The 24446-nt window shown below is 72.5% G+C and carries 24 protein-coding genes; 9 read left to right on the top strand and 15 right to left on the bottom strand.

What is annotated here, in order from left to right; all coding sequences use genetic code 11:
* Positions 1 to 28 precede the first annotated feature (28 nt).
* Together hemG and hemQ are read left to right on the top strand one after the other, a co-directional pair.
* Positions 29 to 1498, top strand: a complete 1470-nt coding sequence (gene hemG, locus BMZ82_RS15960; RefSeq protein WP_093776143.1) for a protoporphyrinogen oxidase — start codon at positions 29 to 31, stop codon at positions 1496 to 1498.
* Between the two features lie 5 nt (positions 1499 to 1503).
* Positions 1504 to 2235: a hydrogen peroxide-dependent heme synthase gene (gene hemQ / locus BMZ82_RS15955; protein WP_093776299.1), complete on the top strand. Its 732-nt coding sequence runs from the start codon at positions 1504 to 1506 to the stop codon at positions 2233 to 2235.
* Here hemQ and BMZ82_RS15950 read toward each other — a convergent pair whose 3' ends face one another.
* The 12 genes from BMZ82_RS15950 to zapE all read right to left on the bottom strand — a co-directional run bounded on the left by BMZ82_RS15950 (position 2236) and on the right by zapE (position 14336).
* The gene (locus BMZ82_RS15950; RefSeq protein WP_093776141.1) at positions 2236 to 3867 is read right to left on the bottom strand and encodes an alpha/beta hydrolase; all 1632 of its coding nucleotides are present in this window, start codon (positions 3865 to 3867) and stop codon (positions 2236 to 2238) included.
* A 149-nt stretch (positions 3868 to 4016) separates the two neighbouring features.
* Complete coding sequence (locus BMZ82_RS15945) at positions 4017 to 4820, bottom strand: TIGR04222 domain-containing membrane protein (protein ID WP_093776139.1); 804 nt, start codon at positions 4818 to 4820, stop codon at positions 4017 to 4019.
* Between the two features lie 87 nt (positions 4821 to 4907).
* Entirely contained in the window at positions 4908 to 5702 is a 795-nt protein-coding gene (locus tag BMZ82_RS15940; RefSeq protein WP_093776137.1) for a DUF4142 domain-containing protein, read from the bottom strand.
* Between the two features lie 185 nt (positions 5703 to 5887).
* The gene (locus tag BMZ82_RS15935) at positions 5888 to 7243 is read right to left on the bottom strand and encodes an MbnB/TglH/ChrH family RiPP precursor modification enzyme (RefSeq protein WP_177244514.1); all 1356 of its coding nucleotides are present in this window, start codon (positions 7241 to 7243) and stop codon (positions 5888 to 5890) included.
* Between the two features lie 151 nt (positions 7244 to 7394).
* Positions 7395 to 8105, bottom strand: coding sequence for a peptidyl-tRNA hydrolase (locus BMZ82_RS15930; protein WP_093776295.1), 711 nt, complete (start codon positions 8103 to 8105; stop codon positions 7395 to 7397).
* 162 nt (positions 8106 to 8267) lie between these two features.
* A complete protein-coding gene (locus BMZ82_RS40695) occupies positions 8268 to 8423 on the bottom strand; it encodes a hypothetical protein (protein WP_177244513.1) in 156 nt (51 codons plus the stop codon).
* A gap of 18 nt (positions 8424 to 8441) precedes the next feature.
* Complete coding sequence (locus tag BMZ82_RS15920) at positions 8442 to 9338, bottom strand: polysaccharide deacetylase family protein (protein WP_093776135.1); 897 nt, start codon at positions 9336 to 9338, stop codon at positions 8442 to 8444.
* Positions 9339 to 9527: 189 nt separating this feature from the next.
* Positions 9528 to 10313, bottom strand: a complete 786-nt coding sequence (locus tag BMZ82_RS15915; protein ID WP_093776133.1) for a slipin family protein — start codon at positions 10311 to 10313, stop codon at positions 9528 to 9530.
* 120 nt (positions 10314 to 10433) lie between these two features.
* Positions 10434 to 11942 (bottom strand): SulP family inorganic anion transporter, encoded by a 1509-nt coding sequence (locus BMZ82_RS15910; protein ID WP_093776293.1) that lies wholly within the window; start codon positions 11940 to 11942, stop codon positions 10434 to 10436.
* Positions 11943 to 11950: 8 nt separating this feature from the next.
* Positions 11951 to 12541 carry a carbonic anhydrase gene (locus BMZ82_RS15905; protein ID WP_093776131.1) on the bottom strand — a complete coding sequence of 197 codons (591 nt, stop codon included), beginning with the start codon at positions 12539 to 12541 and terminating at the stop codon, positions 11951 to 11953.
* Between the two features lie 91 nt (positions 12542 to 12632).
* On the bottom strand, positions 12633 to 13046 hold the full coding sequence (locus BMZ82_RS15900; RefSeq protein ID WP_093776129.1) for a hypothetical protein: 414 nt from the start codon (positions 13044 to 13046) through the stop codon (positions 12633 to 12635).
* A 183-nt stretch (positions 13047 to 13229) separates the two neighbouring features.
* A complete protein-coding gene (zapE, locus tag BMZ82_RS15895) occupies positions 13230 to 14336 on the bottom strand; it encodes a cell division protein ZapE (protein ID WP_093776127.1) in 1107 nt (368 codons plus the stop codon).
* 37 nt (positions 14337 to 14373) lie between these two features.
* Here zapE and BMZ82_RS15890 point away from each other — a divergent pair, with 37 nt between their 5' ends.
* The 4 genes from BMZ82_RS15890 to msrB all read left to right on the top strand — a co-directional run bounded on the left by BMZ82_RS15890 (position 14374) and on the right by msrB (position 17887).
* The gene (locus BMZ82_RS15890; RefSeq protein ID WP_093776125.1) at positions 14374 to 15192 is read left to right on the top strand and encodes a pyrimidine reductase family protein; all 819 of its coding nucleotides are present in this window, start codon (positions 14374 to 14376) and stop codon (positions 15190 to 15192) included.
* Between the two features lie 202 nt (positions 15193 to 15394).
* Positions 15395 to 15868 (top strand): indole-3-glycerol phosphate synthase, encoded by a 474-nt coding sequence (locus tag BMZ82_RS15885; RefSeq protein WP_177244512.1) that lies wholly within the window; start codon positions 15395 to 15397, stop codon positions 15866 to 15868.
* A gap of 213 nt (positions 15869 to 16081) precedes the next feature.
* Complete coding sequence (gene murC, locus BMZ82_RS15880; RefSeq protein ID WP_093776123.1) at positions 16082 to 17467, top strand: UDP-N-acetylmuramate--L-alanine ligase; 1386 nt, start codon at positions 16082 to 16084, stop codon at positions 17465 to 17467.
* 12 nt (positions 17468 to 17479) lie between these two features.
* Positions 17480 to 17887 (top strand): peptide-methionine (R)-S-oxide reductase MsrB, encoded by a 408-nt coding sequence (gene msrB, locus BMZ82_RS15875; protein ID WP_093776121.1) that lies wholly within the window; start codon positions 17480 to 17482, stop codon positions 17885 to 17887.
* Between the two features lie 33 nt (positions 17888 to 17920).
* On the opposite strand, the gene BMZ82_RS15870 is transcribed toward msrB, so the two are convergent.
* From BMZ82_RS15870 to BMZ82_RS15860, 3 genes are all read right to left on the bottom strand, one after another.
* Positions 17921 to 18946 carry a lysylphosphatidylglycerol synthase transmembrane domain-containing protein gene (locus tag BMZ82_RS15870; protein WP_093776119.1) on the bottom strand — a complete coding sequence of 342 codons (1026 nt, stop codon included), beginning with the start codon at positions 18944 to 18946 and terminating at the stop codon, positions 17921 to 17923.
* Positions 18947 to 19277: 331 nt separating this feature from the next.
* Positions 19278 to 20750 (bottom strand): sensor histidine kinase, encoded by a 1473-nt coding sequence (locus BMZ82_RS15865; RefSeq protein WP_093776117.1) that lies wholly within the window; start codon positions 20748 to 20750, stop codon positions 19278 to 19280.
* On the bottom strand, positions 20747 to 21439 hold the full coding sequence (locus BMZ82_RS15860; RefSeq protein ID WP_093776115.1) for a response regulator transcription factor: 693 nt from the start codon (positions 21437 to 21439) through the stop codon (positions 20747 to 20749). The genes BMZ82_RS15865 and BMZ82_RS15860 overlap by 4 nt, the downstream gene beginning before the upstream one ends.
* Positions 21440 to 21591: 152 nt before the next feature.
* Between BMZ82_RS15860 and BMZ82_RS15855 the strand changes: the two genes are divergently transcribed.
* The 3 genes from BMZ82_RS15855 to BMZ82_RS15845 are packed head-to-tail and all read left to right on the top strand — an operon-like array spanning position 21592 to position 24419.
* A complete protein-coding gene (locus BMZ82_RS15855; RefSeq protein WP_093776113.1) occupies positions 21592 to 22929 on the top strand; it encodes a ferredoxin reductase family protein in 1338 nt (445 codons plus the stop codon).
* Between the two features lie 10 nt (positions 22930 to 22939).
* The gene (locus BMZ82_RS15850; RefSeq protein ID WP_093776111.1) at positions 22940 to 23659 is read left to right on the top strand and encodes an FMN-binding protein; all 720 of its coding nucleotides are present in this window, start codon (positions 22940 to 22942) and stop codon (positions 23657 to 23659) included.
* Between the two features lies 1 nt (position 23660).
* Positions 23661 to 24419, top strand: coding sequence for an FAD:protein FMN transferase (locus tag BMZ82_RS15845; RefSeq protein WP_256251932.1), 759 nt, complete (start codon positions 23661 to 23663; stop codon positions 24417 to 24419).
* The last annotated feature ends 27 nt before the right edge of the window (positions 24420 to 24446 follow it).

Below are 24446 nucleotides of genomic sequence, written 5' to 3'. Positions count from 1 at the left end.
GTCAGTGGGGTCTGAGAGAGTGGGAGGCATGAGCACAACGGGTACGGGCACGGGCCCACGCGCGGGGCAGCACGTCGTCGTCATCGGAGCCGGGATCGCCGGGCTGGCCGCCGCCCACCGGCTGCTGGAGCGCGGCGCGCGGGTGACCGTGCTGGAGGCGTCCGAGCGGGTGGGCGGCAAGCTGCTGCCCGGCGAGATCGCGGGCGTGCGCGTGGACTTCGGCGCCGAGTCGATGCTGGCCCGCCGGCCCGAGGCGATCGCCCTCGCGCGCGAGGTGGGCCTCACCGACCGCCTCCGCACGCCCGCCACCGCCACGGCGTCGATCTGGACCCGGGGCGCCCTGCGCCCCATGCCCAAGGGCCATGTCATGGGCGTCCCCGGCACCGCCGCCGCCCTCTCCGGCGTCCTGTCCGACGAGGGCCTGGCCCGCATCGAGCGCGACGCCGACCTGCCCCGCACCGAGGTCGGCGAGGACGTGGCGGTGGGGGAGTACGTGGCCGCCCGCCTCGGCCGCGAGGTCGTCGACCGCCTCATCGAACCGCTGCTGGGCGGGGTGTACGCGGGTGACGCCTACCGGATCTCGATGCGCTCGGCCGTCCCGCAGCTCTTCCAGGCGGTGCGCACGCACACGTCGTTGACCGAGGCCGTCCGCGAGATCCAGGCCAAGGCGGCGGCCAACCAGCAGACCGGGCCCGTGTTCATGGGCGTCGAGGGCGGCGTGGGCTCCCTCCCGCGCGCGGTCGCCGCGTCCGTCGAGGCGCGCGGCGCGGAGATCCACACGCGCGTGCCCGTGACCGGGCTGCGCAGGGAGCCCGCGGGCGGCTGGCAGGTCACCGCGGGGGAGCGGGTGCTGCACGCCGACGCCGTGGTCGTCGCCGTCCCCGCACCGGCCGCCGCCGCACTGCTGGCCGCCGAGTCCCCCGGGGCCGCCGCCGGACTGCGTGCGGTGGAGTACGCCTCCATGGCCCTGATCACCCTCGCCTACCGGCGCGCCGACACCGCCCTGCCCGACGGCAGCGGCTTCCTCGTCCCGCCCGTCGACGGGCGCACCATCAAGGCGTCCACCTTCGCCTCCCAGAAGTGGGGCTGGATCGCCGACGAGGACCCCGACACGGTCGTCCTGCGCACCTCCGTGGGGCGCTACGGTGAGACGGAGATCCTCCAGCGGGACGACGCCGGCCTCGTCGACGTCTCCCGGCACGACCTGCGCGAGGCCACCGGCCTGACCGCGGCACCCGTCGAGACCCGCGTCACCCGTTGGACGGACGGCCTGCCGCAGTACCCGGTCGGCCACCACGCGCGCGTGGCCCGCATCCGCGAGGACGTAGCCAAGCTCCCGGGCCTCGCCGTGTGCGGCGCGCAGTACGACGGCGTCGGCATCCCGGCCTGCATCGCGAGCGCGTACGCCGCGGTCGACCAGCTCGGCGGCGACCTGAGCGCCGTCCGGGAGCTCACGGCCAACCCGGTGCAAAGTCTGCACGGCGGAGCGGGAGAATGAGCACCATGAGCGACGACGCCCCCACCACCGAGTCCGGCCGGGTCCCGAACAAGGGCAAGCTGGCCAAGGACCTCAACGAGGTCATCCGCTACACCCTGTGGTCCGTCTTCAAGCTGAAGGACGTGCTCCCCGAGAACCGCGTGGGCTATGCCGACGAGGTCCAGGAGCTGTTCGACCAGCTCGCCGCGAAGGACGTGACGGTCCGCGGCACGTACGACGTGTCCGGCCTGCGCGCCGACGCCGACCTCATGATCTGGTGGCACGCCGAGACCGCCGACCAGCTCCAGGAGGCCTACAACCTCTTCCGCCGCACGAAGCTGGGCCGCGCCCTGGAGCCGGTCTGGTCGAACATGGCGCTGCACCGCCCCGCCGAGTTCAACCGCTCGCACATCCCGGCGTTCCTCGCCGACGAGACGCCCCGGAACTACGTCAGCGTCTACCCCTTCGTGCGCAGCTACGACTGGTACCTGCTGCCCGATGAGGACCGCCGCCGCATGCTCGCCGACCACGGCAAGATGGCCCGCGGCTTCCCCGACGTGCGCGCCAACACGGTCGCCTCGTTCTCGCTGGGCGACTACGAATGGCTGCTGGCGTTCGAGGCCGACGAGCTGTACCGCATCGTCGACCTCATGCGCCACCTGCGCGCCTCGGAGGCCCGTATGCACGTCCGCGAGGAGGTCCCGTTCTACACGGGCCGCCGCAAGTCGGTGGCCGACCTGGTCGCCGGCCTCGCCTGATCAGCTCGCCGGCCGGGCGGCCCGCTCCACGGAGGGGGCCGCCGGCTTCGGCGCCGGGCGCGGTGCGCAGGCCGCGCGCCGCACCGGCAGCCGGCCCTCCAGCAGGTACGCGTCGAGGTGGCCGTTGACGCAGGCGTTCGGGCCGCCCGCGATGCCGTGCGTGCCCGCGTCCCGCTCGGTCACCAGCACCGAGCCGGTCAGCCGCCGGTGCATCTCCAGGGCGCCGGCGTACGGCGCGGCGGCGTCCCGTTCGGCGGCCAGGATCAGCGTCGGCGGCAGCTCGCCAGGACCGGTCCGCACGTCTAGCGGCTGCTGCCGGGGCGCCGGCCAGTAGGCGCACGGCAGGTTCGCCCACACGTTGTCCCACGTCTCGAACGGCGCGACGCGCGCGAGCCGCGTGTTGTCGCGGTCCCACACCTTCCAGTCCGTCGGCCAGGGCGCGTCGTTGCACTCCACCGCCGTGTACACGGCATTGGCGTTCTCCGCCTCCGCGGCGGCCTCCCGCACCGGCCCGGCCTGCGCGACGAGCTGCGTCGGGTCGCCCTTCAGGTACTCCGACAGCGCCTGCGCGCGGGCGGGCCAGTAGTCGTCGTAGTACCCGGCCTGCAGAAACGCGCCCTGGAGCTGGCCCGGGCCGACCTTCCCGCCGGCCGGCTGCGCGGCCAGCCGGGCGCGGGCCCGCTCGTAGCTGGTGAGCACCGCGTCCGCCGTGTCGCCGAGGCCGTACACGTCGTCGTGCTCGGCGATCCACTCCCGGAAGTCCGTCCAGCGGCTCTCGAACGCCGCCGACTGGTCGAGGTTGTTGCGGTACCAGATCTGCGCCGGGTCCGGGTCCACGGCCGCGTCGAACACCATCCGCCGCACGTGCGACGGGAACAGGGTCGCGTACAGCGCCCCGAAGTAGGTGCCGTACGACGCCCCCATGAACGTCAGCCGTTCCTCGCCCAGCGCGGCGCGCAGGACGTCCAGGTCGCGGGCGTTGTTGAGCGAGTTGTAGTGCTGGAGGGCGCTGCCCGCCCGCTGCGCACAGCCCTGCGCGTACGCCTTCGCCTGCGCGACGCGCTCCCGCTTGTACGACTCGGAGGGGTGGACCGGGGCGGGGGCGGGGCCCTTGAAGAAGCGCTTGGGGTCCTGGCAGGACAGGGGCGCCGAGCCGCCGACGCCGCGCGGGTCGTAGCCGACGAGGTCGTAGGCGGCCCCGATCCGCTTCCACTCCGGCAGCAGCCCGATCAGCGGGAAGTACCGTCCGGAGCCGCCGGGACCGCCCGGGTTGAACACCAGCGCGCCCTGCCGGGGCACCCGGCGCTTGCTGTTGTGCGGGTCCCGGTGGGTGGCCTGCACCCGGCTGACGGACAGCTTGATCTGCTTGCCGTTCGGGTGCGCGTAGTCGAGCGGGACGGTGACCGTGCCGCACTGCATGCTGCCGGGCAGGTCCTGGGCGTCGGAGCAGTTCCCGAAGTCGACGCCCCGCGCCGCGGCCCGTACGGCGGCGAGCGCGACACCGGGGACGACACCGGAAGCGGCGGAGCGGCCGGGGGCACCGGGGGCGCTCGGGACGCCGCCCGCCGGGACGGCGGAGAGTGCGGTCAGCAGCAGGGCTCCTGCGGCCGAGTGGAGGGCGGCGGCTCTCATCGGGGGGTCCCTTCGGTGCACGGCGGCGACACGGGCGACACAAGGGATGGTTGGTTCGGTCGTGGGGGAAGGCAAGCACCGTCGGCTGGTGTCGGCGTCAATGCCCCTTGTGCGCCCCCCGGTGGTCGAGCGCGCCCCGCCTCAGCGCCTCAGTCGCGCCCGTACGGCTCACGATGCGCGAAGGCCGCCCGCAGATCCGGCTCACCGACCGCGCGGATCCCCCGCACGGCGACAGAGGTCAGAAACGTACGGTCGTCCCCCAAGGCCCCCGTGCCCCCGGTGCGGCGGGCCAGCGCGCCCAGCAGCCGCTGTCCGGCCGGGGAGGCCCAGCGCGCGTACGGGTGGACCTCGACCCGTGCCACGGCCAGGCAGCTCAGGGTGAGGGCGAGGGGCAGCGCGAACCAGAGGGCGACGAGGTCGCGGGGCATGTCCGGGGTGGCGGGGACCAGCAGCGCGGTCGCGCCCAGCGCGAGGACGACCACGGCGGCGACCCGCACCTGCCGCACCCCGGCCGCGACCGTCGTACGGGCCCCGTCGGGCACCGCGAGGCCGGCGCTGACGAGTCGGTCGGCGAGCCCGCGCACCGCGTCCGCGGCCGACGCCGCCGCCCGCACCGGCGCGATACGGGACTGTCCCTCCGGGCCGATGGCCCCGATGACCGACCGCTCCATCTCGTCGCGCCCGCGCGGATCCACGACGGTCGCCCAGCCGGTGCGGGCCAGCAGCAGCCGCCGCTGGCGGGCCATGGAGACCATGGTGAGGTCGGCGACCCGGCCCGGTCCGCCGGACAGGAAGGCCGCCTCGTAGAGCGTCAGGTCATGCCGCCGGGCCGCTGCCGCGTCCTCGTCCGCCTGCTCCTGGACGGCCGCCGCGCGGACGGCGGCCAGGCACAGCCGGGTGCACGCCGCGCCTGCGACGCTCCATGCCAGCAGCAGGAGAAGGGCCCAGAACATGTCACGTTTCTATGCCACACCCACCGGGAAACGCCATGCCTTGTCCACGGTCCGTAGAGGAGTGTTGTGGGTATGTGACGTTCCGTTTCAGGACCCGGGCGACGGCGACGGTGACAGCGACGGCGGTGGCGGGCTGGCCGTGGCCGGCGGCAGCGGATAGCCGGGGTCCACCGGCGAGGCCGGCAGGGTCGGCGGGGCGGACAGGGCCGGTGGGGTGGGAGGGAAGGTGAGCGGCGGTGTACTGGTCGCCGCCAGGTCCCGGGCCAGGGCGTCGTAGTTGACGTACCCGGTGGCCTCCAGGATCTTGATGTGGTCCAGCACGGTGGTGTTGGCGTCGTCGGCGAGCTCGCGCACCAGCGAGTTGCGGGTGCCGGCCCGCACCTGGGCGACGAGGGAGAACACCCGCCCGTGCGCGACGCGCAGGATGTTGGCGAACTTGAAGTCGTACTCCTCGCCCTGCGCCGCGTCCAGCTCGCGCAGCCAGCCCCGCTGCTGGTCGTTGGGCTCGTTCGGCAGCGCGAGGCCCAGTCGGAAGGCGACGGCGCGCACCCGCTCGTCGAGGAACGTGTGCCCCTCGACGAGGTGCTCGCCCGCCGTCCGTACGGCCTCGGTCGTGCCCTTCGTCTGCGCCTGCCGGCCCGCGGGCAGCTCCCACAGCCCGGCCAGCCGGACCTTGGTGACGAACTCCCGGTCCAGCGCGGACAGCGGCCCGTACTGCGTCGACACGCTCTGCGCGTTCAGGACGTCCACTCCCGTGCCCGACCGGTCGGAGTACGACCAGACCGGGAAGACCAGCGCCGCGAGGGTCGCCGCCAGGCCCGTGATGATCAGTCCGGTACCACTGAAGATGCCTCTGCCCTTGATCGGGGGTCGCGGGCGCATGATGTGCCTCCTGCTCTCGGCACTGCACGCTGCTGCGATTCGGTAGTGCGCTTCGGTCGAGTTCTGGCCCTGGTCACTAGTCCTAGTCCTGGCATATTACTGCGATGCCCCGGCCAACTGCCGTACGGGGGTGAAGGCGTGCGTCACGGACGTAACAGATATGACGGGCGAAACGGGAGTCGCCGTCACCGTCCGATCAACGACCTTCCCACTCGCCCCACTTGGCCCAGCCGTGACTTCGGTCGGGGTGCGGGGCCCGAGCGGTCCAGCCACCAGCGGCGCAGTTCGCGACGGGACCGGCCCTCCGTCAGCCGTCCGCCCAGCAGCAGTTCCTCGGCGAAGTCGAGGGCGTCCTGCCGGTAGCCGCCGCGCATCGGATGCCCCTGGGCGTACGCGACGAACGCGGCCCGGTAACCGCCGCCGAGGATGAGCGGCAGCTCCGGGGCCACCTTCGCCACCACGTCCGCCCGCTTCGCCGCCAGCGCCCGGGACTGGACACCGAGCCGCACCCGGTCGAAGCCCTCCGGCACCGGCGTCCCGGCCACCAGCGCCGACAACAGGGCCGTCTGGGCGAGGCCGAGGCGCTGCCGGGCGGCTTCGTCCGGGGTGCCCGGATCCGACTCCCGTGCGGGCGGCGCGAGTTCGGCCTCCACGGGGCCGAATTCCCGTACGTTCGACCGGACTTGCGCAGCGGCACCAGCACCGGCACCGCTGGCCGCGCCCAGCTCGACGGCCTCCCGGATCGTGCCCAACTCCCGCTCCAGCTCGACCGGTTCGGGGAAGTTCTCGTCGCGCTCCAGCAGCACTCCGGGCGGAGATACCCGGGACGCGAGGTCGGTCAGGATGTCGAGGACCGGCCGGGGCACCGGGTGGGCGTGGCTGTCGTGCCAGACGCCGTCCCGCTCGAAGCCGCCCGCCACATGGACGTAGGCGATGGCCTCCAGGGGCAGTTCGGCGAGCGCCTTCGCGGGGTCCTCGCCCCGGTTGACGTGGTTGGTGTGCAGGTTGGCGACGTCGATGAGCAGCCGTACGCCCGTGCGGTCGGCCAGTTCGTACAGGAACTGTCCCTCGGTCATCTCCTCGCCCGGCCACGCGACGAGCGCGGCGATGTTCTCGACGGCGAGCGGTACGGGCAGCGCCTGCTGCGCGATGCGCACGTTCTCGCACAGCACGTCGAGGGCGTCACGGGTGCGCGGCACCGGCAGCAGATGCCCGGCCTCCAGGCGCGGCGACGCCGTCAGGGGGCCGCCCGCGCGGACGAACGCGATGTGCTCGGTGACCAGCGGCGACCCCAGCGCCTCGGCCCGCTCGGCGAGGGCCGCGAGCCGCCCCGCGTCGGGCCGCTCCGCGTCGCCGAGCCCGAGCGAGACGCCGTGCGGGATCACGGTGACCCCGCGTTCGCGCAGCCGCAGCAGGGAGTCGGGCAGATGCCCCGGACACACGTTCTCGGCGACGGCCTCGACCCAGTCGATGCCCGGCATCCGCTCGACGGCGTCCGCGATCTCCGGCCGCCAGCCGATCCCCGTGCCCAGTCGCATCATGGCCCCGCCTCCTTCGCGCGCTTCAGTGGTCCTCCGTGGTGACGGTTGTATGACCGCACCGACGCCGGCCGAACCGCCCGCCGCCCGCCTTCAGAGCAACATTTGAGGTTCAGACGGTCAACGGAGATCAGCGGCGAGGAACGACGGAGGATCAGCGGGCGCGCAGGGCCGGATGCTCGGCGACCACCGTGCAACTGCCCGGCGCGATCTCCGTGAACCCCGCGTCCCGCACCAACGGCAGCCCGCTCGCCGTCAGTTCACGCCACCGCTCGGGCGTCGCGGTCCGCACGGCGAGCGGGAAACCGGCCTCGCGCCAGGTGGTCCGCTCCTCGTCCGACAGCTCCCACCAGGCGAGCTGCGCGCCGTGTCCGGCCTGCGCCATCGCCTTGCCCGCCGACATGTCCACGTCCGGGCTCATCCACAGGACGACCGTCCCGGCCTCGGCCTCCGTCGGCGGCTCGGGGTCGTCGAGGTCGGTGCCGGACACCTGGAGCTTCGCCAGCTCCTTCGGCCAGCCGTCCAACGGCACCGGCGGGAACACCCGCACCTCCGCCGACTTCCCGGTGAGAGTGATCCCCGGCAGCTCCCCGGCCCGCCGCCACTCGGCTCCCCGGGCCCGCCGGACGACCTTGCGGATCCGCGCGTCCTGCCAGTCCCGCATGACCTGCGCCCACTCGCCGTCCCCGACGGACCGCTCGTCGCCGAGCAGCACGAGCACGGCACGAGCGGCGGTCTCGAGAGCGTCGGTACGCGCGGGAGGCGCGGCCTTCTCCACCCGCACGACAAGCGGCAACACGAACTGGGGAGCCTGGTCACGGGGGTTCGGCTCGGTCTGAAAGGGACTCTCACTCACAAGGCGCAGGCTACTGGACGCCGCCGCACGAGAGGACGCGCTGCTGCTCACGGCCGCGGTCTGGCCGAGGGCTCGCGCTCGGCGACCGTCCACCTGCCGATCCTGCCCCTGGCCGTCGCGGCACTCCTGGCCGCCGCGACGGTCACGGCCTGCGCACTGACCTCCCGCCGATCACCCTGAGCAGGCGGTGCGCTGGGCCTCCTGCCACTCGCAGACCGGGCACAGTGTGATCCCCTTGTGTGACTCCGGGTACTCGGTCGGCTTGCGGCACAGCACACACTCCGCGTAGGGCGGCCCGCCGCCCTGGTCGCCGTCGTCATCGCTCATGCCTTCAGCCTACGAGGCTCAGTGCGGCGTCCGCGTCGCACCGATCAGCTCGGACACCTTCACGAACCGGTACCCCTGGCGGCGCAACTCGGGGACGATCGCGCGCACCGCCCGCTCGGTCGTCGGGGCGGCGCTGCGCGTGCAGTGCATGACGACGACCGATCCCGGCTTCACCCCGTCCAGCACCTGCTGGGCCACCGCGTCCGCGTCCGTCGCGAAGGCGTCGCCGCTCACCACGTCCCACTGCACGGCGGTGACGCCCGTGCCGCTCACCGCGCGCAGCGCCCGCTTGTCGTAGCAGCCGCCGGGGAAACGGAAGTAGGGCATCGCGTTCGGCACGCCCGCCTTGCGGAAGGCGGTGTAGGCGCGCTCCACGTCCGCCCGCATGCCGGACTCGGGGACGGTCGGCAGGCCGTAGCAGTCGTCGGTGAAGGCGTAGTGGCTGTAGGAGTGGTTGGCGATCTCGAACTGCGGGTCGTGGCCGATCGAGCGGGCCTGGTCCGGGTACTCCTCGGCCCACCGCCCGGTCATGAACACGGTGGCCGGCACCCTCAGCGCCCGCAGTGCCGCGATCAGCCCCGGGTTGTCGAAGTGCTCGCCGGACGCCGCCCGGGACCCCTGGTCGGCGGTCATGTCGGCGTCGAAGGTGAGGGCGACGGTCTTGTCGGCGGTGCGCGGCGCGTGCTCGAAGACGGGGGTGAGACCGGCCGGGCCCGGGGCCAGGGTGGGGGGCCGGGACGGAGCGGCGGCGGGGGTGGGGGTCGGGGTGGAGGTGTGGGCGGGGGTTGGCTCCGCCGTGTGTGGCTGTGGGCGGTGTGGCTGCTGTGGGGTCTGGGAGGTGCCGCAGGCGGTGAGGGTCGCGCCGAGGGCGCAGACGGTGGCGACGGCGGCGAGGCGGCGTACGGGAACGATCACGGTATGAAGATATGAGTAATGAGTGACCGGTTCGGTCCACGGGCGGGCGCGCCCGAGCGTCAGTCACCCGCCCGGTCCACGCCGGACCAGACCGGACCCAGACTCAGACCAGACTCAGACCAGACCAGACTCAGACCAGACCAGACTCAGACCAGACCAGACCTGACCAACAGGGCTCCGTGGTGTCCGTCATCCGTGGTGTGGAGGGGGCGGCTGTTGCTGGGCCTTTTCCAGGAAGCGGAGGAGTTCCACCGGGAAGGGCAGGACCAGCGTGGAGTTCTTCTCGGCGGCGACCGCCACGACCGTCTGGAGCAGCCGTAGTTGGAGCGCGGCGGGCTGCTCGGACATCTCCTTGGCCGCCTCGGCGAGCTTCTTGGACGCCTGGAGTTCGGCGTCCGCGTTGATGATCCGGGCCCGCCGCTCACGGTCGGCCTCGGCCTGGCGGGCCATCGAGCGCTTCATGGCGTCCGGCAGCGACACGTCCTTGATCTCGACGCGGTCGATCTGCACGCCCCAGCCGATGGCGGGACTGTCGATCATCAGCTCCAGACCCTCGTTGAGCTTCTCGCGGTTCGACAGCAGGTCGTCCAGCTCGCTCTTGCCGATGATCGAACGCAGTGAGGTCTGGGCCATCTGGGAGACCGCGAAACGGTAGTCCTCGACGTTGATGAGCGCGGCCGCCGCGTCCACCACCCGGAAGTACACGACCGCGTCGACCCGTACGGTCACGTTGTCGCGGCTGATGCCCTCCTGGGCGGGGATCGGCATCGTCACGATCTGCATGTTGACCTTGCGCAGCCGGTCCACGGCCGGGACGACCAGCGTGAACCCCGGCGGGCGGACCTCGCCGCGCAGCCGGCCGAGCCGCAGGACGACCCCGCGCTCGTACTGCTTGACGACCCGCGCGGCCGCCCCGAGGTACACGAGACCGCCGGCGGCGACCGCCGCGGCCACGCCCAGCAGCTCCTGGAGCATGACGACCTCCTCAGCAAGAGGTCCGTAAGGGCCGTTTTGTCTGGCACTGCAACGATATGCCCGCCGTCCGGTCCGGGGCCATGCCCCGGGCCCCGGACCGGACGGCGGGCGGGTGGTGGGCTAGACGGCCGTGGCCGCTTCGGTGACCTTGACCGGTTCGGTGACCTTGACCGGCTCCGTGCCGACCGCGCTGTGGCGTTCGGCCCAGTTCTCCAGGGCCGAACGGCAGGCGTGGTCGAGGTGGTGCAGGCCGGAGAGGTCGAGCTCGACGGGGCGGTCCTGCGGGAGGGCCTCCAGGTTGTCGAGCATCTTCGGCAGCCGCAGGAAGGTCGCGTTGCCCGACAGGTACGCCTGAACGGGCCCGGCGCCCTTGTCGACGACCTCCAGCTTGATGTGCGAGGCCTCCCACGCCGTCTTGGCGACGGCCAGCGCGAGACCGATGAGGACGCCCTCGAACATACTGACCGCGACGATCGACACGGCCGTGACGACGAGTATCAGCGCCTCGCCGCGGTGCTCGCGCCACAGCCCCGTGATCGCCCGCACGGGCACGAGCTTGGCGCCCGCGTGCACGAGGATGCCGGCCAGCGCCGGGATGGGTATGTAGGCCAGCACGTCGGGCAGCAGGGCCGCGAACAGCAGCAGCCACAGGCCGTGCAGCACGCGGGACGCCTTTGTCCGCGCGCCCGCCTGCACATTGGCCGCGCTGCGTACGATCACCGCGGTCATCGGCAGTGCGCCGAGCATGCCGCAGATCGCGTTGCCCGCGCCCTGCGCCATCAGTTCCTTGTCGTACTCGGTGCGCGGGCCGTCGTGCAGCCGGTCCACGGCCGCCGCGCTGAACAGGGACTCGGCCGACGCGATCAGGGTGAACGCGACGATCGTGCCGAGCAGGCCGACGCTGGCCAGATCGCCGAAGGCGGACAGCGACGGCGGCTGGATGGAGCCGAGCAGGCCCTGCACCTCGACGGTGGCCACGGGCAGGTTGAGCAGCAGGGCGGCGAGCGTGGCCAGGCCGACCGCGGCGAGCGGTCCTGGCACCGTACGCACCTTCGCCGGCAGCCGCTTCCACAGCACCAGCACCGCGATGGTGCCGGCGCCGAGGGCGAGCGAGGCCAGCGCGGCGGCGCTGCCGGCCGCGTCCACGAGCGCCGCCGGCAGTCCGGCGATCTTGCCGAGGCCGGACGACGGGGCCTTGGTGCCCACCACCGAGTACAACTGACCGGCGATCAGCACCAGGCCGATTCCGGCGAGCATGCCTTCGACGACCGAGACCGAGATGGCCCGGAAGTAGCGGCCCAGTTTCAGGGCGCCCATGGCGAGTTGCAGGGCGCCGGTGGCGAGGACGATCACTCCGAGGACGGGCAGGCCGAACTCCTGCACCGCCTCGAAGACCAGCACGGTCAGACCGGCCGCGGGACCGGACACCTGGAGGCTGCTGCCCCGCATGAATCCGGTGACGATGCCGCCGACGATGCCGGTGACGAGCCCGAGCTCGGCCGGCACGCCGGAGGCCACGGCCACGCCCACGCACAGCGGGAGCGCGACCAGGAAGACGACGAGTGAAGCGGCGAAGTCCTGCTTCAGGTAGGGGAACTTGGATATGAGGCGAGGGCTGCGGTTGGTCATCGCGGCGCTCACAGAGCCTCGAAGCCGTCGGTGTCGACGCTGTGTTCGCGTACGGCACCGGTGTGCACCTCGTAGTACCAGCCGCGCACCCGCAGCCGGCCGTCGGCCAGCCGCTTCTCCACGCACGGGTAGGAGCGCAGGCGTAGCAGTTGGGCGAGCACGTGGTTCTGCACCGCCCGCATGACCGTCGGGTCGTCGGGGTCGCTCGGGTCGTTGGCCTCCGGCTCGTCCGCCGCGTGCGCGAGCCAGTCGCGGACGGCGGGGACGGCGTCGAGGTCGTCGCCGCGCACCAACGCGCCGACGGCACCGCAGTGCGAGTGGCCGCAGACGACGACGTCGCTGACGCCGAGGACCTCCACCGCGTACTCGATGGTGGCGGCCTCGCCGGTGGGGCGGTCGGAGCCGTACGGGGGCACGATGTTGCCCGCGGTGCGCAGCTCGAAGAGCTCGCCGGGACGGGCGCCGGTGATCAGGGCGGGAACGACCCGCGAGTCGGAGCAGGTGATGAAGAGGACTTGCGGGGACTGGCCTTCGGCCAGCTTGGCGAACTCCTCAGGGCGCTGTCCGAACATACGGGCGTTGTCGATGAGGGGCTGCATGACGTGGTGACTCCTCCTGGCGCGCGGTGGGGGCGCGTCGGATGTGCAGGACACAGGACAGGTGGGGGAATTGCTGTTCTGCTCTGCTCTCTCAGCAGCGGAAGACCTGAAGTGCCGCCGGAGAGTGGGCTGTCGAGGATCTCGACAACCGGTGATGCGAGTCGCCCGGCCGGGCCGGCTGGTGCGCGGCGGCGGGATCCTCGGCCAGCAGCGCACGCTCGGGTTCCTGGGGCGCCGTGGCGACGGGGGCGGTGGTGGCGGCCCGGTGCCCTTCGCGGGTACGCAGCGGGCCGGTCGGGTCGTCGGAGTGGTCGCAGTCGCGCAACGCGACGAGCTCGTCGCGCTTCGCCTTCCCGGAGAGTTTGATTCCGGGCTGAGCTTTGGCCTCAGCCTGACGCGTTGTGTGCGCTTGTGCGAAGGGTGACGTCGGAGCGAAGAAGGGGAGGGTGAGCAGGACGGCGGCGAGGATCGAAATCAGGGTCCGGGCCGTCGCACCTCGGAACATACGCCTCCCTCCAGGTAGTTCACGCTTCTAGTCCAGACCAACGGTTGGTCAACTGCTGGTCAAGAAACACGTTAGCCCGGCAAAGTTGTTTGCAGCGTTAACTTGACGTTTCCAGTAGAAGTGCGCCTCAAAAGCGGCGGAAGTTGGCGTGAACCGACCCTTGACCCGGATGGTCCGGACCGGTTAATGGTGCTCGACGAGTCGCCCCGCGTCGCGGGCCAGCGCGGTGAGTCGGGAGATCGCGCGGAAGTACTTCTTGCGGTAGCCGCCGTTCAGCATCTCCTCGCTGAACAGCCGGTCGAAGGGGAGTCCGGAGGCCAGCACCGGGACCTCGCGGTCGTAGAGCCGGTCGGCCAGGACGACGAGCCGCAGGGCCGTCGACTGGTCGGGAACCGGCTGCACATCGGTGAGGCAGACCGCCTTCAGGCCATCCGTGAGCGCGCCGTACCGGCTCGGGTGGACCTTGGCGAGGTGGTCGAGGAGATGCGGGAAGTCGTCGAGCGACGCGCCGCCGGTGGCGTACGCCGTCTTCGTCACCTGTTCGTCGGAGTACGGCGTCGGCGCGGCGGGCAGACCGCGGTGGCGGTAGTCCTCGCCGTCGATGCGCAGCGCGCGGAAGTGCGCCGACAGGCCTTGGATCTCGCGCAGGAAGTCGACGGACGCGAAGCGGCCCTCGCCGAGCTTGCCGGGCAGGGTGTTGGAGGTGGCGGCGAGCGCGACGCCCGCGTCGACCAGCTTGCCGAGCAGTGTCGAGACGAGCACGGTGTCGCCCGGGTCGTCCAGCTCGAACTCGTCGATGCACAGCAGCCGGTGCCCGGAGAGGGTGCGCACCGTCTGCTGGAAGCCGAGGGCGCCGACCAGGTTGGTCAGCTCGACGAAGGTGCCGAACGCCTTGAGCGCGGGCTCGGCCGGGGTGGCGTGCCACAGGGACGCCAGGAGGTGCGTCTTGCCGACGCCGTAGCCGCCGTCGAGGTAGACGCCGCGCGGTCCGGCGAGCACCTTGGCCGCCTTCGCCCGGCCGAAGCCGAAAATCCCCCGTTTGGCGGTGCCCACGGCGTGCGCTCCGCCCAGTCCGGCCGCGAAGTCCTCCAGGACGCCGACCGCCTGCGGCTGGCTGGGCTGGTTCGGGTCCGGGAGGTACGTGCTGAAACGGACCGAGTCGAAGCGTGGCGGCGGCACCATCTCGGCGACCAGCCGGTCTGCGGGGACGTGCGGCTGGCGGGTGCAGAGGGAGACGGGGGTCGCGTCGGCTATCGGGTCGATGCCGGGGGCGAGGGAGGAGGACGACACGGTTCCCCATGCTACGGGGCATGCCAGACTGCCTGGCATGCGACGGCTGTTCCCTGTGACCGACCAGACAGTCCAGACCAACCAGACAGACGGGACGGTGACGCCCCGCACCGGCGCGGCGGCGGACCGTGAGTGGAGTCTCGACGAACTCGCCGATGCGTACGCCTACCCGGAGGCCGGCACCGGGGAGTCGCGGGTCTGGCTGCGGGGCAACATGGTGTCCACGCTCGACGGCGCCGCCCAGCACGACGGCCGCTCGCAGCCCATCTCCACCGCCGCCGACATGCGGATCTTCGGCACGCTGCGGGCGCTCGCGGACGTCGTGGTCGTCGGCGCGGAAACGGTCCGTCTGGAGGGGTACCGCCCGGCACGCGCGCGTGCCGAGTTCGCGGGGCGGCGCGCGGCGGCCGGGCAGGGGCCCGCACCCGCCGTCGCGGTCGTCACCGCCAGCCTCGACCTGGACTTCTCGCTTCCCCTCTTCACCTCGCCGCTGGTCCCCACGCTGCTCCTGACGGGTGCGGCGGCGGACCCCGGCCGGGTCGCGGCGGCGGAGAAGGCGGGCGCGCGGGTGGTGGTCGCCGGTGACGGCATGGGCGTGGATCCGCCCCGGGCCGTACAGGCGCTCGCCGCGCTCGGGTACACCCGGCTGCTGACCGAGGGCGGGCCCCGGCTGCTGGGGCAGTTCATCGCCGGTGGCGTGCTCGACGAGCTGTGTCTGACCGTCTCCCCGATGCTCACCGCCGGTGACGCGCAGCGGATCGCGGGCGGGCCGTCGGTCGCGGTTCCGCAGCGGTTCGCACTGGCGTCTCTCCTGGAGGAGGAGGGTTTCCTGTTCGCCAGGTACCGGCGGCCGTGATGCCGGAAACGAGTTCGATCGTGGTCCATGGTCCTGAAATCGGCGGAATCACCCGTTCCGTTTAGCTTCCGACGGGCACACTGAATCTCGAAGTACCCGTGCGAACACGGGGAAGGATGGTTTCCGCAGGTTTCCGCAGGGCCACGAACGGCCCACGGAGGAGAGAGGGCCACGGGGGTCCTCGAAGGAGAATGGGGCGCTGGTGTTCACAAGCGTTTTGATGATCGAGAAGGCCCTGACGTCCGCCGACGTGGAGTTCGTCACCACCTTGCACGGGGACGAGCCGGTCTCCTTCCAGGTGCTGCTCCAGCCGCGCGGCGATCAGGCGGACCGGTTGCTGCGGGCCATCGACGACGTTGCCCTCGGCGAGTTGGACGAGGCGGCGCGGGAGCGGGAGACGCCGGAAGGGGTTGATGCGAAGGGGTTCGGTGAGCGGGCTCTTTCGGTGTCCTTGACGGCGTTGCGCGCGGCGGGGAATGAGGCGGTGGGGCGGTTGGTCGAGGATCATCCGCTGGATGCGTTGAAGGCGCTGGTGGCGGAGGTGGGGGCGGACGAGGTGATCGTTCTGACCGATCCCCACTACGTGGAGGAGTTCTTTCATCGGGACTGGGCTTCGCGGGCGCGGCACAAGGTGGGGGTGCCGGTGTTGAAGTTGTTCTCGCACAGCAAGGCGTAGGGCGGCGGGGTGGCGGGGGCGCCGTTGTTGGGGGGTGCGGTGCGTTTTCGGCTGCGGGTGCGTCGTGGCTGGTCGCGCAGTTCCCCGCGCCCCTAAGTTGGCTGGTCTGGCCTTGCGGAAGAGGTGCCCGTGGGCCTCGGTCGGTTGAAGCGGGGCTTGCGGAATAAGGTGGGGTGCACTGTTTTGCTGTCGTCGCACTCTGGGAGAACACGCATGGCACCCGGCCTTCCTATCGCCATGGACCGACCGCACTTCATCGGGATCGGTGGGGCCGGGATGTCGGGGATCGCGAAGATCCTGGCTCAGCGTGGGGCGAAGGTGGCCGGCAGTGACGCCAAGGAGTCCGAGACCGCGGCGGCGCTGCGGGCGCTCGGGGCGACGGTGCACATCGGGCACGCCGCCGCGCACCTGGCCGACGACGCGAGCTGTGTCGTCGTGTCGTCGGCGATCCGCGCGGACAACCCGGAGCTGGCCCGCGCGGCCGAGCTGGGCATCCCGGTGGTCCACCGCTCGGACGCGCTCGCCCGCCTGATGGACGGGCTGCGTCCGATCGCCGTGGCCGGCACGCACGGCAAGACGACCACCACGTCCATGCTCGCGGTGTCGCTGTCCGAGCTGGGGCTGCACCCCTCGTACGCGATCGGCGGCGACCTGGACGCGCCCGGCTCCAACGCGCTGCACGGCACCGGCGAGATCTTCGTCGCCGAGGCCGACGAATCGGACCGCAGCTTCCACAAGTACGCCCCCGAGGTCGCGATCGTCCTCAACGTGGAGCTCGACCACCACGCCAACTACGCCTCGATGGACGAGATCTACGACTCCTTCGAGACCTTCGCCGGGAAGATCGTCCCCGGCGGCACGCTGGTGATCACCGCCGACCACGAGGGCGCGCGGGAGCTGACGCGGCGCGTCGAGGGCGTGCGGGTGGTGACGTACGGGGAGGCCGAGGACGCCGATGTGCGGGTGCTCGCGGTCGTCCCGCAGGGGCTGAAGAGCGAGGTCACCGTCCTGCTGGACGGGCAGCAGCTCACCTTCGCGGTCTCCGTGCCCGGCCGGCACTACGCGCACAACGCCGTCGCCGCGCTCGCCGCGGGCGTCGCCCTCGGGGTCCCCGCCGCCGACCTCGCCGCCGCGCTGGGCGCGTACACGGGCGTCAAGCGTCGGCTCCAGCTCAAGGGCGAGGCGGCGGGCGTCCAGGTCATCGACTCCTACGCGCATCACCCGACCGAGATGACGGCCGACCTGGAGGCGATGCGCGCGGCGGCCGGCGACGCTCGCATCCTCGTCGTCTTCCAGCCGCACCTGTTCTCCCGGACGCAGGAGCTCGGCAAGGAGATGGGCCAGGCCCTGGCGCTCGCCGACGCCTCCGTCGTCCTCGACATCTACCCCGCCCGCGAGGACCCGATCCCGGGCGTGACCAGTGCGCTGATCATCGACGCGGCGCGCGCGGCGGACGCGGACGTCACCGCCGTCCACGACAAGGACGAGGTGCCCGGCGCGATCGCGGGAATGGCGAAGGCCGGTGATCTCGTTCTCACCATGGGCGCGGGTGACGTGACGGACCTGGGCCCGCGCATTCTGGACCGTCTTTCCAGTTGAGGGGCTGAGCTCATGTCGTACGACGTCGAAAAGCCGGACGAGCAGTGGCGGGCGGAGCTGACGCCGGCCGAGTACGCCGTCCTGCGGCAGGCCGGGACGGAGCCCGCGTTCCGCGGTGAGTACACCGACACCAAGACCAAGGGCGTCTACTCCTGTCGCGCCTGCGGCGCCGAACTGTTCACCTCCGCCACCAAGTTCGAGTCGCACTGCGGCTGGCCGTCCTTCTTCGACCCGAAGGACACCGACGCGGTGGAGCTGATCGAGGACCGCACCCACGGGATGCTGCGCACCGAGGTGCGCTGCGCCCGCTGCGGCTCCCACCTCGGGCACGTGTTCGCCGGGGAGGGGTACGCGACCCCGACCGACCAGCGGTACTGCATCAACAGCATCTCGCTGCGGCTGGCGGCGGACGAGAACTGAGGACGCCGCATCGCACGGCCGCTCAACGGCCGCTCACAGGTGCTCCCGCTGCACCAGCGCCGACAGGATCAGCATCCCCGGCAGCAGGGGCAGCCAGACCGTCAGCACCCGGTAGCCGATGACCGTCGCCGTGGCCAGGCTCAGCGGGGTGCCGTAGCCGGCCAGGGTGAGGATCAGGGCCGCGTCCATGGGGCCGATCCCGCCCGGCGCGGGGACGGCACCGGCCGCGGTGCTGGCCGCGAGGTAGGCGAAGAGCAGTTGCGCCCAGGACAGCGGGACGCCCAGCGCCGTCCCCACGGAGGCCACCACACTCGCCTGCACCAGCGGCGCCGCGAGCGCCCCGCCCCACAGCGGGAGGAAGCGGGAGGGGCGGGTGTGCAGGTGCCGGACGTCGGTCAGGGCCGTCCGTACGAAGTCCAGGGCCGGGCGGCGCAGCGGTCGGACGAGCGTCAGCAGCACCGCGAACGCCGTGGGGGCCAGCAGCAGGCCCACGGCGGCCAGGAACAGCGTCCGCCCCTCGGGCAGGAGCCTGGCGGTGGGTACGGCGCTGGGCGCGGCGAGCAGGAAGACCAGCACAACCGGCGTCTTCGCCACGGCTCTGACCAGGGAGTACAGGGCGATCGAGGCGGTGGCCCGGGGGAGGGCGACGCCCTGGCGTTGCAGGAAGCGGAGGGTGACCGCGTGCGCTCCTATGCTCGCGGGCAGGACGTGGTTCGCGGCGCCCGCGGCGATCTGGGAGGCCACCAGCAGGCCCGGCGGCAGCCGCTCCGGGACCGCGCCCTGGCGGACACAGGCCGCGACGACCGCGCCCAGGTAGGTGAAGAGCAGCCCTGCCAGCAGCCACCAGGGATCGGCGCTGGCCAGCCGCGCGGCGCCGTCGCGCACGGCGTGCCAGTCGACCGCCGCCCATACGGCGAGCAGCAGCAGCGGGAGCAGGCCGAGGGCGCGGCGGGTGGCGGTGGAGGCCAGCGGGCGGGGGCGGGGGCGGTCGTCCGCGAGCGGGGGCGAGGCCGGCGTCGGGGGCGGGGTCGCGGGTTCGTCGAGGGGCAGCAGGGACACGGCGCACGTCGTCCTTCCGCGTCGTGACCGCGCGCGGCGGCTTGACGGATCGGGGTGGGGCCTGCCGGGGGAGGGGGACGGGGGAGTGGTTCCCCTCCGGTGTGACGGTGCGGTGTCCGGAAGCCGACGGAGTGCGGGCGGACGGGCGACCGCGGTGTGGTGGGGCGGGGGGAGGCGCGGTGAGGCTGTGGGATTTCTGCCCGTACCCCCAGGAGTTCATCCCGGCCGCCCCCCGAGGTTCACCCGGCCCGCAGTACCGTCGCCGACTCCCGCGCCCCTGCCGTCACCGTCTGAGCTGTCCCCGCCACCGCAGTAACCGCCACCGCCGCCGTCAGCGGGTCGGCGTCGACGGGAGTGTCACCGTGAACACCGTCGCGCCCCCGCCCTCGCTCCCGCCCTCGCCCTCCGCTCCCGCGCCCAGTTCCAGCGCGCCGCCGTGTGCGCGGAGCAGGGAGCGGGCCACCGACAGGCCGAGGCCGCTGCCGCCGTGGTCGCGGCTGCGGGCCTTGTCGACGCGGTAGAAGCGGTCGAAGACGCGGGCGCGGTCGCCGGGCGGGATGCCGGGGCCCTGGTCGGCGACCTGGACCCGCGCGGTGTCCGGGGAGACGCTCACCCCGATGGAGACCGGGGTGCCGGCCGGGGTGTGCACGGCCGCGTTGGTGAGGAGGTTGTCCAGGACCTGGCGGATGCGGTGCGGGTCCATGCGCAGCCGTACGGACGCCGGGCCCGGCGTCACCGTGAGCGGATGGCCGGGATGGCTCGCGCGAAACGCGTCGGCGGCCTGCTCGACCAGTTCCACCAGGTCGGCGTCCTCCATCCGCAGGGGTGTCTCCACCTCGGCCGCGTCCAGCCGGGCCAGCAGCAGGAGGTCGTCGAGGAGGACGCCCATCCGGGCGGCCTCGGCGCGCAGCCGGGCCAGGTGCTTGTCCCGCTCCTCGGGCGCGTTGGCGGCGGCGTACTGGAAGAGGTCCGCGTAGCCGCGCACCGACATCAGCGGGGTGCGCAGCTCGTGCGAGGCGTCGGCGACGAAGCGGCGCAGCCGCTGTTCGGCCTCCGCGCGCACGGCGAGGGAGTCGTCGATGTGCTCCAGCATGGTGTTGAAGGCCGTGCGCAGCTCCTCCACCTCGGGGCCGCCGCCCGGCGCGTCCGCGCGCAGCGGGAGGCGGGACGCCGATTCGGTGAGATCGTGCGAGGCGATGCCGTGCGCGGTGTGCGCCATGTCGCTGAGCGGTTGCAGACCGCGCCGCAGCAGCGCCCGGCCGAACACCACGAGGGCGAGCAGCGCCAGGCCGAAGGTGACGACCTGGATCGTGATCAACTGCCGGACGGTGTCCTGGAGGTTGTCCAGCGGCGCGGCGCTGACCAGGATCAGGCCCGGTTCGACCTCGCAGGCGCGCAGCCGGTACTGGCCCTCGCCGCTGAGGTCGTCGGTGCGCACCAGTTCGGTGTGCGCGGCGGTCTGCGCCTCGGCCAGCGCGTCGAAGTCGGCGACGTCCTTCGGGATGTCGGCGGGGTCCTCGGGCTTGCGTAGCACGGGCGTGCCGTTCGACACGTCGTACACGGCGTAGTACCAGCGGTAGTACTTCTTTCCCGCCAGGGTGCCGGACGTCGCGATGCTCTTGGACTGGGCCACCTGCGCGAGCTTCAACTGGTCGGTTATCTGGGCCGACAGGTAGTCCCGCATATAGGTCGTCAGGGCCGTGCCGACGACCGCGAACACCACCAGCGACAGCGCGCCGAGGCCCAGCGCCAGCCGGGTGCCGAGCCGCAGCCGACGGTACGACTGCCAGCACCTGCCGATCACTCGGCCGCCTGCCGGATGACGTACCCGAAACCGCGGACCGTCTGGATCAGCGGGTCGTCGCCCGTCGCGTCGAGCTTGCGGCGCAGCCGGCTGACGACCAGTTCGACGACGTTGGAGCGGCCGCCGAAGCCGTACTCCCACACGTGGTCGAGGATCTGCGCCTTGGTGAGCACGGTCGGGGACTTGCGCATCAGGTAGCGCAGCACCTCGTACTCGGTGGGCGTGAGGGTCAGCAGCTTGCCGCCGCGCCGGACCTCGCGGGTGTCCTCGTCCATGGTGAGGTCCGACACCCGCAGCACGGAGCGCTGGAAGGCGGGGCCGGTGCTGCGCCGCAGCACGGTCCGCAGCCGGGCCATCAGCTCCTCCACGGCGAATGGTTTCACGAGGTAGTCGTCGCCGCCCCGGGTCAGCCCGGCGACCCGGTCGGCGACCCCGTCGCGGGCCGTGAGGAACACCACCGGCACCATCGTCCCGGTGGTGCGCAGGCGGTCGAGGACGCCGAAACCGTCGATGTCGGGCAGCATCAGGTCGAGCACCACGATGTCGGGACGGAAGTCGGCGGCCCGGCGCAGCGCCTCCTCGCCCGAGTTCGCGGTGACCGCGTCCCATCCCTCGTAGCGGGCGACCGTCGCCACGAGATCGGCGATCGGCGGGTCGTCGTCCACGACGAGGAGGCGTACTTTTTCCACCCGCCCATAGTGCGCCACCCGGCCCCGGGCGCCAGACCCGCGGCTCACGCGCGCGCGGATCGATAAGATCTTGAAAGTTGTACGACAGGGAATCGACAGCAAAGCACGGACAAGCTCTGTGATCTGAGGACCCGAACTAGGAGCTTCCGTCCGTGACGACCGTCCAATCGCCTCCCGTGCCCCCCACGGCGATACGTCCCAAAGTAGTGGCCCGCACCGGCCTGTACGCCGTGCTCGCCGTGAACGCGGCCGTCGTGACCCTCTTCGCCGTCCAGGCGGGCTTCGCGTCCAACGCGCTGGTCGTGATCGGCCGGTTCGCCGGCCTGTACGGCTCGCTGCTGATGGCGTTCCAGTTGCTGCTGGTGGCCCGGCTGCCCTGGCTGGACCGCCGGATCGGCATGGACCGGCTGACCAACTGGCACCGCTGGACCGGCTTCGGCCTGCTGTGGACGCTGGTCGGCCACCTGGTCTTCATCACCTTCGGCTACGCCGAGTCCTCCTCGCTGAACCCGGTGAGCCAGCTCGTCGACCTCGCCGAGACCGTCGAGGGCGTGCTGCGCGCGACCGTCGCCATGGTGCTCATCCTGGTCATCGGCGGCGTCTCGGCCCGTTGGGCCCGCCGCCGGCTCGCCTACGAGACCTGGCACTTCATCCACCTGTACACGTACGTCGCCGTGGTGCTGGCCTTCACCCACCAGGTCGCGGTCGGTACGACGTTCACCGCGTCGCCGGCCGCCACGGCGTACTGGTACGGCGTGTGGGGCGTCGCCCTCGGCTCGGTGTTCCTGGGCCGCGCGGTGCTGCCGCTGTGGCGCAACTGGCGTCACCGGCTCCGCGTCGAGGCGGTCGTCCCCGAGGCGGACAACGTCGTCAGCGTCTACATCACCGGTCGTGACCTGGACAAGCTGCCCGCCCGGGCCGGCCAGTTCTTCCTGTGGCGGTTCCTGACGAAGGACCGCTGGTGGCAGGCGAACCCGTTCTCGCTGTCGGCCGCGCCCGACGGCACCCGGCTGCGGCTGACCGCGAAGGCGGCCGGCGACGGCTCGGCGGGCCTGCGCCACATCAAGCCCGGCACCCGCGTCTTCGCCGAGGGCCCCTACGGCGCGTTCACCGCGATGCACCGCACCCGCCCCGAGTCCCTGCTCATCGCGGGCGGCGTCGGCGTCACCCCGATCCGCGCGCTGCTCGAGGAGATCGACGGCCACGCGGTGGTCGTCTACCGGGTGTCCGGCGAGCGGGACGCCGTCCTCTACGACGAGCTGCGCGAGCTGGCCGTCGCCAAGGGCGCCGAACTGCACCTGGTCACCGGGCCGCCGGTGCCCGACCGGCTGGCGCCGCGCGAACTCGCCGCGCTCGTGCCGGACATCGCGGAGCGGGACGTCTTCCTGTGCGGGCCGCCGCCGATGATGACCGCGGTCCTCGGCACCCTGCGCGAGCTGGACGTGCCCAAGACGCAGATCCACTTCGAGCGTTTCAGCCTGGCGGGATGAGAGAGACACCGTGAAGCGAGCAATACCTGTCCTGGTCCTGTCCGTGGTGGGCCTGATCCCGGTCTGGCGCTACGAGCCGTCGACCGGTACGACGACCACCACGACCGAGGCGGTCTCGACCCCCTCCACGTCCTCCACCTCCGCCGGGTCCTCGGGCTCGACCACCTTCACCGGTACGAACGTGACCACGGAGAAGGGCGACGTCCAGGTCCAGGTGACCTACACGGGCGGCAGGATCACGGCCGTGAAGCTGCTGAAGCAGCCCAACCATCCGCAGACGACGGCGGCGGTGCCGAAGCTGATCGCGGAGACGCTGACGGCGCAGAGCGCGGACATCGACACCGTGTCCGGCGCGACCGTCACGAGCGACGGCTACCGGGAGTCCCTCCAGGCCGCGATCGACGCGCGGACGGCCGCCGCCTCGGCGTCCCCGTCGGCGTCGGCGTCGGCCTCGGCGTCGGCTTCGGCCGCGCGGACCGTCGCGGGGACGACCGTGGCCACCGAGAAGGGTGACGTGCAGGTCCAGGTCACCTTCGAGGGTGACAAGATCACGGCCGTCGCGATGCTGAAGCAGCCCAACCATCCGCAGACGACGGCGGCGGTGCCGAAGCTGATCGCGGAGACGCTGACGGCGCAGAGCGCGGACATCGACACCGTGTCCGGCGCGACCGTCACGAGCGACGGCTACAAGGAGTCCCTCCAGGCCGCCATCGACGCCAAGGGCGCCTGACGTGCACCGCGTCGAACACGTCATGGGGTTCCCGGTCTCCCTGCGGGTCGACGACACCGTCGTCCCGGAGGGCGCCGGGGACGCCGTGTTCGCCTGGCTGCGCGAGGTCGACGCCCGGTTCAGCCCGTTCAAGGCCGACAGCGAGGTGTCCCGGTACGGCCGGGGCGAGCTGTCGGCCGGCGAGCTGAGCGCCGACCTCGTCGAGGTCCTCGCCCTCTGCGAGCGGTACCGGGTGGCCACCGGCGGCGCCTTCGACGTCCGACTGCCCGGCCGCGCCCTCGACCCCTGCGCGGTGGTCAAGGGCTGGTCCGTGCAGCGGGCGGCGGAGCTGCTCACCGGCGCCGGCCTCGGCCGCTTCTGCCTCAATGCCGGGGGCGACGTGGTCGTGTCCGGCGGGCCCTGGCGGGTCGGCGTCCGGCACCCGGAGATCGCCGACAAGCTGTGCGCCGTCCTCGACCTCACCGACGCGGCGGTCGCCACCTCCGCGCGCTACGAGCGTGGCGAGCACATCCTCGACGGCCGCACCGGCCGCCCCGCCACCGGCCTCGACAGCCTCACCGTCGTCGCCCCGACCCTGACCGAGGCCGACACCGTCGCCACGGCCGCCTTCGCCATGGGCGCGGAGGGCGTCGACTGGGCGGCGGCCCAGGACGGCTGCGAGGTGTACGCCGTCCTGCCCGGCGGGCGGGTACTGCGCACCGGCGGATTCCCGACAGCGACAGCGACGGCGACGGGGGCGGCTGCGGCTTCGGCCGCTTAGCGGCTTTCGGGCATGCGAGAGGCGGGC

This window comes from Streptomyces sp. yr375 (assembly GCF_900110755.1).
Lineage (GTDB): Bacteria > Actinomycetota > Actinomycetes > Streptomycetales > Streptomycetaceae > Streptomyces.
The sequence above is the reverse complement of the archived record's forward strand: the minus strand, read 5'-3'. Positions and strand labels throughout refer to the sequence as shown.

Bases quoted from the DNA above. Each gene is read 5' to 3' on its own strand.
- murC (WP_093776123.1), top strand. From the start codon at position 16,082: ATGGCACCCGGCCTTCCTATCGCCATGGACCGACCGCACTTCATCGGG.
- BMZ82_RS15945 (WP_093776139.1), bottom strand. From the start codon at position 4,820: ATGTTCTGGGCCCTTCTCCTGCTGCTGGCATGGAGCGTCGCAGGCGCG.
- BMZ82_RS15940 (WP_093776137.1), bottom strand. From the start codon at position 5,702: ATGCGCCCGCGACCCCCGATCAAGGGCAGAGGCATCTTCAGTGGTACC.
- BMZ82_RS15950 (WP_093776141.1), bottom strand. From the start codon at position 3,867: ATGAGAGCCGCCGCCCTCCACTCGGCCGCAGGAGCCCTGCTGCTGACC.
- msrB (WP_093776121.1), top strand. From the start codon at position 17,480: ATGTCGTACGACGTCGAAAAGCCGGACGAGCAGTGGCGGGCGGAGCTG.
- hemQ (WP_093776299.1), top strand. From the start codon at position 1,504: ATGAGCGACGACGCCCCCACCACCGAGTCCGGCCGGGTCCCGAACAAG.
- BMZ82_RS15935 (WP_177244514.1), bottom strand. From the start codon at position 7,243: ATGATGCGACTGGGCACGGGGATCGGCTGGCGGCCGGAGATCGCGGAC.
- BMZ82_RS15915 (WP_093776133.1), bottom strand. From the start codon at position 10,313: ATGCTCCAGGAGCTGCTGGGCGTGGCCGCGGCGGTCGCCGCCGGCGGT.
- BMZ82_RS15905 (WP_093776131.1), bottom strand. From the start codon at position 12,541: ATGCAGCCCCTCATCGACAACGCCCGTATGTTCGGACAGCGCCCTGAG.
- BMZ82_RS15900 (WP_093776129.1), bottom strand. From the start codon at position 13,046: ATGTTCCGAGGTGCGACGGCCCGGACCCTGATTTCGATCCTCGCCGCC.
- BMZ82_RS40695 (WP_177244513.1), bottom strand. From the start codon at position 8,423: ATGAGCGATGACGACGGCGACCAGGGCGGCGGGCCGCCCTACGCGGAG.
- BMZ82_RS15890 (WP_093776125.1), top strand. From the start codon at position 14,374: ATGCGACGGCTGTTCCCTGTGACCGACCAGACAGTCCAGACCAACCAG.
- hemG (WP_093776143.1), top strand. From the start codon at position 29: ATGAGCACAACGGGTACGGGCACGGGCCCACGCGCGGGGCAGCACGTC.
- BMZ82_RS15910 (WP_093776293.1), bottom strand. From the start codon at position 11,942: ATGACCAACCGCAGCCCTCGCCTCATATCCAAGTTCCCCTACCTGAAG.